This window comes from Aeromicrobium sp., assembly GCF_036675695.1.
Lineage (GTDB): Bacteria > Actinomycetota > Actinomycetes > Propionibacteriales > Nocardioidaceae > Aeromicrobium.
The window spans coordinates 1-10,525 of record NZ_JAKFEL010000099.1; the positions used below are offsets into that span (position 1 = coordinate 1).

Annotated in this window: 9 protein-coding genes; 5 read left to right on the forward strand and 4 right to left on the reverse strand. The window is 65.4% G+C overall.

The window, feature by feature from the left end:
- Positions 1-194: 194 nt before the first annotated feature.
- Positions 195-893, forward strand: a complete 699-nt coding sequence (locus tag V6M39_RS06370; RefSeq protein WP_332642920.1) for a ferritin-like fold-containing protein — start codon at positions 195-197, stop codon at positions 891-893.
- A 1-nt stretch (position 894) separates the two neighbouring features.
- On the opposite strand, the gene V6M39_RS06375 is transcribed toward V6M39_RS06370, so the two are convergent.
- The 4 genes from V6M39_RS06375 to V6M39_RS06390 all read right to left on the reverse strand — a co-directional run bounded on the left by V6M39_RS06375 (position 895) and on the right by V6M39_RS06390 (position 3,540).
- Positions 895-2,127 (reverse strand): RNA polymerase sigma factor, encoded by a 1,233-nt coding sequence (locus V6M39_RS06375; RefSeq protein WP_332642921.1) that lies wholly within the window; start codon positions 2,125-2,127, stop codon positions 895-897.
- 2 nt (positions 2,128-2,129) lie between these two features.
- Positions 2,130-2,471: a YciI family protein gene (locus V6M39_RS06380; RefSeq protein WP_332642922.1), complete on the reverse strand. Its 342-nt coding sequence runs from the start codon at positions 2,469-2,471 to the stop codon at positions 2,130-2,132.
- Between the two features lie 176 nt (positions 2,472-2,647).
- Positions 2,648-2,899: a DUF3107 domain-containing protein gene (locus V6M39_RS06385; RefSeq protein ID WP_332642923.1), complete on the reverse strand. Its 252-nt coding sequence runs from the start codon at positions 2,897-2,899 to the stop codon at positions 2,648-2,650.
- A complete protein-coding gene (locus tag V6M39_RS06390) occupies positions 2,896-3,540 on the reverse strand; it encodes a TetR/AcrR family transcriptional regulator (RefSeq protein WP_332642924.1) in 645 nt (214 codons plus the stop codon). Before V6M39_RS06390 ends, V6M39_RS06385 begins: the two co-directional genes overlap by 4 nt.
- Positions 3,541-3,670: 130 nt before the next feature.
- On the opposite strand from V6M39_RS06390, the gene moeZ reads away from it, so the two are divergent.
- From moeZ to V6M39_RS06410, 4 genes are all read left to right on the forward strand, one after another.
- Positions 3,671-4,843: an adenylyltransferase/sulfurtransferase MoeZ gene (gene moeZ, locus V6M39_RS06395; protein ID WP_332642925.1), complete on the forward strand. Its 1,173-nt coding sequence runs from the start codon at positions 3,671-3,673 to the stop codon at positions 4,841-4,843.
- A gap of 4 nt (positions 4,844-4,847) precedes the next feature.
- The gene (locus V6M39_RS06400; protein ID WP_332642926.1) at positions 4,848-5,162 is read left to right on the forward strand and encodes an MGMT family protein; all 315 of its coding nucleotides are present in this window, start codon (positions 4,848-4,850) and stop codon (positions 5,160-5,162) included.
- 30 nt (positions 5,163-5,192) lie between these two features.
- Positions 5,193-8,408 carry an ATP-dependent helicase gene (locus tag V6M39_RS06405; protein ID WP_332642927.1) on the forward strand — a complete coding sequence of 1,072 codons (3,216 nt, stop codon included), beginning with the start codon at positions 5,193-5,195 and terminating at the stop codon, positions 8,406-8,408.
- On the forward strand, positions 8,408-10,525 hold a 2,118-nt coding region (locus tag V6M39_RS06410; RefSeq protein ID WP_332642928.1), incomplete at its 3' end, for an ATP-dependent helicase. The genes V6M39_RS06405 and V6M39_RS06410, both read left to right, overlap by 1 nt.

Sequence of the window (10,525 nt, forward strand, 5' to 3'; positions counted from 1 at the left end):
GGATGGGGAAAGCTTCTTCGATGCCGACCTCTTTGAGAGCGTCGGCGATCTCGGGCATGACGCCCAGATCTCTAAACGTAGTGATTGTCTTCTCGAATTCTTCGGATGCATGAGATTCTCAGATGAGTTCTCAAGGTCAAGTACCAGCCATTCTATCGTCCGTTGCCGTTGGCCTCGCGCTACGCTGCGGAGTTATGGCTTCTGAGGACTCTCCAACACCCAACGAGATCGACGATCCGGTCTACCGCCAAGGCATGATCGAGCTGCTCGGCGTGCTCGCATACGGCGAGATCACCGCCTGCGAGCGGCTTGCCGAGGACGCCAAGATGGCGCCGGACCTCAAGACCAGAGCCGAGATCATGGCGATGGAAGCGGCAGAGTTCGACCACTTCGCCCAGCTACGTGACCGTCTCGTCGAGCTCGGCGAGGATCCGTACGAAATCATGTCCACGTTCACCGACACGTTCGACCGATTCCACAAGCAGACGGCACCCGCCGACTGGCTCGAAGGGCTGGTCAAGGCATACGTCGGCGACGGTCTGGCGGCAGACTTCTACCGTGAGATCGCGGCCTACCTCGACTCCGAGACCCGAGCGCTGGTGCTCGAGACGTTGAGCGGCACCGGTCACTCGGAGTTCGTGATCGATGCCGTACGCGGTGCGATCGAGGACGACCCGAAGGTCGGCGGTCGACTCGCACTCTGGGGTCGCCGGCTCATGGGCGAGGCCCTGAGTCAGGCGCAGATGGTCGTTGCGGAGCGTGACGCGCTCAGCGCGGTACTCGTGGGTGGCGTCGACCATCCCGGCATGGACCTCGCCGGCATCGGCCGCATGTTCACCCGGCTCACCGAAGGCCACGCCGCCCGTATGGAAAAGCTCGGCCTCGCGGCCTAGGTCAGGGTTGGCGGAGCTCGGCAGCTCGCTGCTCGAGCTGACGGCGCTCCTGCTCAGTCGGTGCGAGCTGGATCGCCTGCTCGATTGCGATCAGTGCTTCGTGGGGTAGTCCCGCGCGGCTCAGCATGTCTCCACGTGCCGCGGCGACGAGATAGTGGTTCGCCAACCTGGGATCGTCGGCAGCGGTCTCGAGAGCAGCGAGGCCAGCCAGCGCGCCATCGCTCATTCCGATGGCAATCGCCCGGTTGAGCGCAATGACCGGCGACGGGGCTATGTCGAGCAGCTCGTCATAGAGCGCCACGATCGCCGGCCAGTTTGTCGCCTCGGCGGAGGTAGCGGATGCATGAACCGCGGCGATGTCAGCCTGAACTGCGTACGGACCACGAACCGTCCAGGGATGACGCAGCAGCTTGAATGCCTCGTCGATCTCACGTCGGTGCCATCGGCTGCGGTCCTGATGCTCGAGAGTCACGCGCTCGCCATCGGCCTCTCGGGCATCGCGACGGGCGTGCTGCAGGAGTAGAAGGGCAAGCAGCGCCCGAGTCTCGTCGGAACGTGGCATGAGCGCGACCAGGAGTCGGCCGAGCCGGATCGCCTCGTCAGCGAGCGAACGGGATGCGGTCGCGTACCCCTCCGTGAACACGAGGTAGACGACAGCCAGTACGCCATCGATGCGCTCGGGCAGGACGTCGTGCGACGGCACGCGATAGGGGATGCCAGCGTTCGCAATCTTGTTCTTGGCCCGCAGCAACCGCTGTCCCATCGTTGCCTCCGAGGTCAGGAACGACCTCCCGATTGCCTCGGTGGACAACCCCGAGACGACCTTGAGGGTGAGCGCCACCCGTGCCTCGAGGGGTAGTGCGGGATGACAGCAGGTGAAGATCAGCCGTAGCCGGTCATCGTCCATGGGTGAGAGGTCTGTGTCCATCTCCGTCACCTCCTCGAACGCTGCTAGGCCGGCGAGCTTGCCGCGCTCCACTTGTGCACGGCGCAGCACGTCGATCGCGCGGCGTCGAGCCGTTGCGGTGAGCCAGGCGGCGGGGTTGTCGGGAATGCCGTCGCGGGGCCAGCTCTGCAGCGCTCGCTCGGCCGCGTCGGAGACCGCGTCCTCGGCGAGATCCCAGTCGCCGGTCGTTCGAATGAGCGAGGCGACGATGCGCAGCCGCTGATCCGCCATCGCGTCGGCGAGCGCGCAGGCGACCTCAATCGCCGCCGCGCGCCCTGCCTCGTTCATGCTCAGGTTTCGTCGGGCCAGAAGGGCCGGAGCTCGAGGGTTCCACCGGCAGACATCGGGTGGGCCGCCGCGATGGCGATCGCCTCGTCAAGGTCGTCGCACTCGAGGATGTCGAACCCGGCAATCCACTCGCGTGACTCGGTGAACGGGCCGTCGGTGACCAGCAGCTCACCGCCCCGGCGGCGGACTGTCGTTGCCGTCTCCGGTGGATGGAGGCGGTTGCCCATCTGCCGCTTGCCTTCAGCGTCGTTCCTCGCCACCCAGTCCTCGATTTCGTCTACGGCTGGGTCTGCCGGCTCGTTGCTCGCATCAGGATCGACGACTACCAACATCATGTACTTCATGGCCTGCTCCTTCGGTGGGTTTCAACGCCGTACGTGAGTACGACGAACGAGACCCCTGCCAATCCGACAAGATTTGCTCTACACCCGAAGTCTTCGTGGAAATCGACCATTGGCCGAGCGTAGCGAGGCAGGCGCGCGGGCGAAGCCCGTCAGTGGCGAGGAACGAGCCGTGCGCTCTACTTCTTGGCGGCGGGGACGGCGGTGAGGCCGAAACCGACCTTGCGGCCGACGTCTGACGTGAAGTCGAGGTAGGCAACGCGCGCTGCGGGTACGGCAACGGTGCGGCCCTTGTCATCGGTCAGAACGAACACCGAGTCGTCAGCGATCGCCTTGCTGAGCGCATCGAGCACCGCCTGCGGCTCGGAATCGGTCGCAACGGACAGTTCTCGCGCGGCGTACTGGACGCCGATCTTGACCTCCACGGTCACTCATCTCCTTGGTTCGTGTCTTCTTCGTTGCGGGGGAATCCGCCGATGCCACGCCATGCGAGGCCGGCGGCGAGCTGCACCGCTTCGTCGCGGGTGAGGCTTGAGTCCGCGGACAACCAGTTGCGGGCGCCGACGTGGCCCATGCCGACGAGGCTGACTGCGAGGAGGTGTGAGGCAGCTCCCGGGAGTCCGGTGTCCTCATGGATCACCTCAGCAATGGCCGCTGCGGATTCCTCGATGACGCGGTCGACCTGCTCACGTACGGACGGGTCGTTGGTCAGGTCGGACTCGAACACGAGCCGGAACGCTTCACCCTGGCCGGCGACGTAGTCGTACCAGAGCTCCATCGTGGCCTTCACGCGCTTGCGGTTGTCGGTCGTCGAGGCGAGTGCTGTCTTGACGCCGTCGATGACGGTGTCGCACGAGGTTTCGAGCAGTGCGAGGTAGAGATCGAGCTTGCCCGGGAAGTGTTGGTAGAGGACCGGCTTCGAGACGCCAGCGCGCTCGGCGATCTCGTCCATCGACGCGGAGTGATAGCCCTGCTCGACGAACACCTTGAGGGCGACCTCAAGCAACTGGGCACGTCGCGCGGTCCGGGGCAGGCGACTCGTACGAGGCCGCAGCGGGATGACTTCACTCACAGTCCTCAGACTAGTGGACGGCAGGTTGCCCAAGATCCGGACGCCACCGTGTGTCTCTGGCCGTACACGGAACAATGGAGGGCGGTGCCGGCGTTATGCCATCACCAGCACAAGCACTGAGGAGAACACCGTGGTTGCCCCACTAGTCGAACCTGCTGACGAGCTCACGATCGACGAGGTACGTCGCTACAGCCGACACCTGATCATCCCCGACGTTGGGATGACGGGGCAGAAGCGCCTCAAGAACGCCAAGGTGCTCGTCATCGGCGCCGGTGGGCTCGGCAGCCCCGCGCTGCTCTACCTGGCCGCAGCCGGCGTCGGCACCCTCGGCATCATCGACGATGACGTCGTCGACGAGTCCAACCTGCAGCGTCAGGTCATCCACGGACAGTCCGACATCGACAAGCCCAAGGTCGACTCCGCAGCGGAGTCGGTCGCCGAGATCAACCCGTACGTCAAGGTCATCAAGCATCACGTGCGCCTCGACACGGACAACGTTCTCGAGATCTTTGCTGGCTACGACCTGATCGTCGACGGCACCGACAACTTCGCAACGCGCTACCTCGTGAACGACGCAGCCGTCCTGCTCGGCAAGCCGTACGTGTGGGGCTCGATCTACCGCTTTGAGGGCCAGGTCAGCGTGTTCTGGGCCCAGGAGGGTCCGCAGTACCGCGACCTCTACCCCGAGCCGCCGCCGCCGGGCATGGTCCCGTCCTGCGCCGAGGGTGGAGTGCTCGGCGTGCTCTGCGCGTCGATCGGCTCGATCATGGTGACCGAGGCCATCAAGCTCATCACCGGCATCGGCGATCCGCTCATCGGCCGCCTGATGGTCTACGACGCACTCGAGATGCGCTACTCGACGCTCAACATCCGCCGCGACCCGAACGGCGAGCCGATCACGGCCCTGATGGACGACTATGAAGCGTTCTGTGGAGCACTCAGTGACGAGGCTGCCGATGCGGCTGCCGACTCGACGATCTCCGTCACGACTCTCGAGGGTTGGCTCAAGGAGCGCAACGACGGCGGCCGCGACTTCGTGCTGGTCGACGTACGCGAACCGGGCGAGTTCGAGATCAACCAGATCCCGGGCGCGATCCTCATCCCCAAGGGTGAGTTCCTCAACGGCAAGGCGCTCGAGCAGCTGCCGGGTGACAAGCAGATCGTCCTGCACTGCAAGACCGGCGTACGTTCTGCCGAAGCTCTCGCGGTGCTCAAGGGCGCCGGCTACGAGAACTCCGTGCACGTTGGCGGCGGCGTCGTCGCGTGGGTCAACCAGATCGACCCGAGCCAGCCCACATACTGAGTTGATGGACGCTCTGCCTTCCAGTGAGGCATTCACCGAGCGGGTTCTGCAGCTGGTTGAGCAGATCCCGCCGGGGAAGGTCCTCGCGTACGGCCTGATCGCTGAGATCTTGCAAGAAGGCGGACCGCGCCAAGTTGGTCGTGTCATGGCCCTCGATGGCGGCGGTGTGCCGTGGTGGCGCGTCGTCCGTGCCGATGGCAGCCTGCCGCCTTCACACGGGATCGATGCCCAAGTCCACTACGTCGAAGAGGGCACTCCGATGAAGGCCAACGGATCTGCTGTCGACATGACGGAAGCGCTGTGGCGATTCGAAGCCTGAGTGTCACACCCGTCTGGTGAGATGGGGCCCATGCCCGTCGAGTACAAACTGGATCAGCCTGTCGCTGCGCGACTCGCTCCTCCGGCTCTCGACGACGAGCAGCGCTCTGTCATCGAGCACGGCGGAGGGCCTCTGCTCGTGCTCGCCGGGCCAGGCACCGGCAAGACCACGACGCTCGTTGAGCTGGTGGTCGATCGGGTTGAGCACGGGGGACTGAGGCCCGAGGAGATCCTCGTCCTGACGTTCAGCCGCAAGGCTGCTGATGAGATCCGCTCGCGCATTGCCCGACGGCTCGACCGTACGACCGCAGCTTCGCCGACGATGACGTTCCACTCGTTCTGTTACGCGTTGCTGCGCCGCGAGCAGTCCGAGCTCGACTACGGCACGCCGATCCGGCTGCTCAGCGCCCCGGAGCAGGACGCAGCGATCGCCGAGATGCTGGTGGGTGCCGATGCCGAGGCGTGGCCGCTGACCCTGCGCCAGGCTCTCCGCACTCGCGGGATGGCCAGCGAGCTCCAACGACTCATGTCGACGGCACGTGCCCAGGGCATGGATGCGCTCGATCTCGAACGGCTCGGTGGCGCAGTCAATCGAGATGACTGGGAGGCAGCAGGCCGGTTCTTCGACGAATACACGTCCGTCGCTGCTTTGCAGAACACGATCGACTACACCGATCTGGTCTTCCAGGCCGTACGCCTGCTCGACGATCCCGCGTGCCGGCAGCGTTGGCGCGATCGCTTCAAGCTCGTCGTCGTCGATGAATATCAAGACACCGACCCTCTTCAGGTCAAGCTGCTCGAAGGGCTCGCTGGCGACGACCGCGATCTCGTCGTCGTGGGTGATCCCTACCAGTCGATCTATGGCTTCCGTGGCACTGACGTGCACGGGATCCTTGAGTTCACGGAGCGCTTCGGCCGTACGAGCGGCCCGGCACCGGTCATCGTGCTCAAGCACACCAACCGCTACGGATCCGCGATCGGTGCTGCCGTCCGCTCGATCGTCCACAATCGTGGGGCGCTCGGCGCCGTCGACGGTCCGCAGTACGAAGCCTTGCGTTCTCCTGCATCGCGATCCGAAGACCCCGGCACCGTCGCGGTGCAGACCTACGCGTCGGCGACCGCCGAGACCGAGCACATTGCGCTCGCACTCCGTGAGGCGCACCTCCACGACGACGTGCCATGGCGCGAGATGGCTGTGCTCGTACGCTCTGCCGCTCACCTCGGGCGATTGCAGCGTGCGCTGACCACGGCCGGCGTCCCGGTCGAAGTGGCCGGTGACGAAGTTCCGCTCGCGCTGGAGCCGAGCGTACGAGCGCTGCTGTCAGGACTGCATGCGGCGGACGACCTCCACGCCGGTCGTCCGATCGAGCCCGATGCTGCCGCCGCTCTTTTGACTGGTTCGTTGGGTGGGCTGGACACCGGCTCCTTGCGACGACTCGGTCGAGCGCTGCGTCGTCACGAGGGTGATCACCCGCGACCGTCTCGCATTCTCGTGGCCGAGGCGTTGGCCGACCCGGCGCTGCTCGCCACCCTCGGACGGCGTGGCACTCCCGAGGGTGATGCAGTGGTCGCGGCCGCGAGGCTCGCCTCGTTGCTGGGCAAGGCCGCCGACCAAATCACCGCCGGCGATGCGGCCGAGCAGGTGCTCTGGACACTGTGGAGCGGCACCGACTGGCCGTCACGGCTACAAGCGATCGCCGAGTCCGGTGGTGAGGGCTCAACCCAGGCCGACCGCGATCTCGACGCGATGTGCGCCCTGTTTGCTGAGGCAGCTCGTGCCGAGGAGCAGCAGGGTCACCGTTCGGTGGTCGACGTTGTCGCCTCGCTCGAGAGCCAGCAGATTCCCGGCGACACGTTGTCGCAGCGCGGTGCCGCCGGACCAGCAGTGCAGCTCATGACGGCTCACCGGTCCAAGGGGCTCGAGTGGCAACTTGTCGTCGTCGCTGGAGTGCAGGACGGCGAGTGGCCCGACGTCAGGTGGCGCAGCAGTCTCCTGCAGCTCGATCGGCTTTCACCCAACGGGGTTCAGCCGCCGACTTCGGCTCGAGCCGCGATCGCCGAAGAACGTCGTCTCTTCTATGTCGCCTGCAGTCGCGCACGTTCGCGGCTGGTGGTCACCGCCGTCGCAGCTGGAAGCGAGGAAGGCGATCAACCGTCGCGTTTCCTGGCTGAGCTCCATGCACACGTCACCGGTAGCCCTGACCGCTCACTTCCCGTGCCGCAGCGCCGACCATCGCGAGGTCTGTCATTGCGAGGCGCGGTCGCCGAGCTGCGATGTATCGGAGAGAGCACGGAGTCGCAGACCGTACGCGCGCGTGCCGCCGAGCAGCTGGCGCGATTGATGCGTCACCCGGCAGCTCGGGGCGCAGATCCCGAACGGTGGTGGGGACTGCGTGAAGTCACCCAGGCGGACGCACCCCTTCGCGATCCCGCCGAACCACTCCCGATGTCAGGCAGCACCGTCGAGAAGATCGTGTCGTGCCCGTTGAGCTGGTTCCTCAGCCACGAGGCCAAGGGAGGTCGCGGTACGACCGCCGCGCAGGGCTTCGGCTCGATCGTTCACGCCATCGCGTCTGAGGTCGTGCAAAACGACCTCCCAGCAGATCCCGCATCGCTCGCGCTGCATCTTGATGATGTCTGGGGGCAGCTGGAGTTCGCCGCAAGCTGGATCGGCACCCGCGAGCACGCAGCTGCGGTCAAGGCGATCGAACGCTTTTGCATCTGGCATGAGACCCACGGGCGCGAGGTGGTCGCCGCGGAGCACGAGTTCAAGGTGACGCATGAGGTCGACGGACTCTCCGTCACGCTCAACGGCTCGATGGACCGCGTCGAGGTCGACGTCGATGGCGTGCACGTCATCGACCTCAAGACCATGAAGAACCCCGCCTCCGACAAGGAGGTCGCCACCAATGCTCAGCTCGGCTTCTATCAGCTGGCAGTCGATCTTGGTGCAACGACAGATGTCGCTGGAGATGCGAAGGCGGCGGGAGCCGAGCTCGTCCAGCTGCGCACCGACAACAAGAGGACACCGGGGCTACCCAAGATTCAGCCGCAGCCAGGACCGGTCGCCGACGTGCCGTTCTTCGCGGTCGACAACCTGCGCCGGTCGGTTCAGGCGATTGCGCAGGAGTCCTTCCCGGCGACCAAGTCGGAGTCGGCGTGTCAGTACTGCGAGTTCAAGCGCGTGTGCCCGGCGTACGACGAGGGCCAGACGATCCTCACCCGTCCGACGGGAGGTGGTGAGTGATGAGCCTTGTACGCGATGAGCAGCACCTCCGTGAGCTTTTGCGCATCGACTACACCCCGGCGCAGATGGCTGCCATCACGGCCGGACTCGACCAGCCCACGGCGATCATCGCCGGTGCTGGGTCGGGCAAGACGACCGTCATGGCGGCGAGGGTCGTATGGCTTGTCGGTCACCTCGGCGTGGCGCCCGAGAAGGTGCTCGGCCTGACATTCACCAACAAGGCCGCCGCACAGCTTGGTCAGAAGGTGCGAGCCGATCTTGAGCGACTCGGTATGGAATTCGACGGCGAACCAACGACTTCGACCTACCACGCGTTTGCCGGGCAGCTGATTGCCGAGCACGGCTTGCGTCTCGGCATCGAGCCTGATCTGCGCCTGGTGGCCGACGCCTCCAGATTCCAGCGCATGGCCAAGGCGATCGAGTCGTACGGCGGCGAGCTGCAAGAGCTGTCGACCCACATCCCGTCGATCGTCGGTCAGGCCATCGCTCTCGACGGCCAGCTGGCTGAGCATCTCGTCTCGCCCGCGGAGCTGCGAGCTCACGATGAAGGGCTGATCGCCGAATGTGAGGCGGCAAGCCCCAAGCCTCCGACGTTGCTGCGCGACGCCGCCGAGAAGGCCCGTCGGCGCATCGAGCTGAGCCACCTCGTGGATCGCTATCGTCAGGCCAAGGCCGACGCAGGCGTCATGGACTTCTCCGACCAGATGGCGTGGGGCGCCCGGCTTGCTGCGCTGCCTGAGGTCGGCGAGGTGTTGCGCGACCGTTTCGGAGTCGTGCTGCTCGACGAATACCAAGACACCTCGGTGGCACAACGAGACTTGCTCCGCGCCCTGTTCAGCGGGCCTGACGCAGAGCACGGGCGTGGCCACCCGGTGACGGCTGTAGGAGACCCAGCGCAGGCGATCTACGGATGGCGCGGCGCGGCAGCAGGCAATCTCGCGCAGTTCCTCGATGATTTCCCGGCCGCCGACGGATCGCGCGGTGCCTTGTTCTCGCTCGTCGAGACGCGACGGTGTGCCAAGCCGATCATCGATGCCGCCAACTCCCTCGCCGCTGACTTCTATTCGACATCGTCAGTGGTCCAGCCGCTCGAGTCCGCAGTCACCGAGCCGGGCACGGTTGACGTTGCTCTGTTCCACACCGTCGGGGCGGAGATCGAGGCTCTGATTGAGGCAATCAAGAATGATCCAGCGCCGCTTCGGGAGATCGCGATCCTCGTACGAGTCGGCCGCGAGAACGGTGCCATCGTCCAGGCGCTGCGTGCTGCCGAGATCCCTTTCGAAATCGTCGGACTCGAAGGTCTGCTGTCGCAGCCTGAAGTCCTTGACCTGCTCGCCGTGCTCGAGGTCGTCAACGACGTCACGGCCAATCCGGCGATGCTCAGGCTGCTCACCGGCCCGCGTTGGCGCATCGGTGCCCGTGACCTCGCTCTGCTCGGTCAGCGAGCCTCGACGCTGAGCGGACGCTCGTTCGGCCGCAGCGATGACAAGACGCTGGCCACTGAACTCGCGAAGGCGGTCGAAGGCACTGATCCCACCGAGATCGTTGCTCTCGCTGATGCCGTCGATGACCCGGGAGATCTCGCCTACTCCGCCGAAGCGCTCACGAGGTTCGGTGAGCTTTCGCAACTGATCGCCTCTGTACGCCGGCATGCGGGTGAACCGCTGCTGGAGCTGGCCCGGCGCGCCATTCGAGCCCTTGATCTCGATCTTGAGCTTGAAGCTGGAGCTGTCACGGGCGGTGCCGACAACATCGCATTGTTCCTGGAAGCGATTTCTGACTACGCACAATCGGATCGCTATGCATCGCTGTCGGGCTTGGTGGCCTATCTCGCTGCGGAGGACTTCTACAACGAGGGCATGTCGGTCGCGACACCGTCGGACGCTGACTCGGTCAAGCTGCTGACGATCCACCGTGCCAAAGGCTTGGAGTGGCACAGCGTCTACGTGCCGTTGACCTCGCGCACGATCTTCCCCTCGGCCCGAAGTCGCGGTCGGTGGACAACCAATGCGCAGACGCTGCCCTACTCGTTGCGTGGCGACCGCGACAGCCTGCCGGTGCTCGCGGGATGGTCGCCGGCTGACGCCAAGGCGTTCAACGAAGCGGACAAGGCCGAC

Coding starts and splice junctions, on each gene's coding strand:
- V6M39_RS06370 (WP_332642920.1), top strand. CDS start 195: ATGGCTTCTGAGGACTCTCCAACACCCAACGAGATCGACGATCCGGTC.
- V6M39_RS06375 (WP_332642921.1), bottom strand. CDS start 2,127: ATGAACGAGGCAGGGCGCGCGGCGGCGATTGAGGTCGCCTGCGCGCTC.
- V6M39_RS06380 (WP_332642922.1), bottom strand. CDS start 2,471: ATGAAGTACATGATGTTGGTAGTCGTCGATCCTGATGCGAGCAACGAG.
- V6M39_RS06400 (WP_332642926.1), top strand. CDS start 4,848: ATGGACGCTCTGCCTTCCAGTGAGGCATTCACCGAGCGGGTTCTGCAG.
- V6M39_RS06405 (WP_332642927.1), top strand. CDS start 5,193: ATGCCCGTCGAGTACAAACTGGATCAGCCTGTCGCTGCGCGACTCGCT.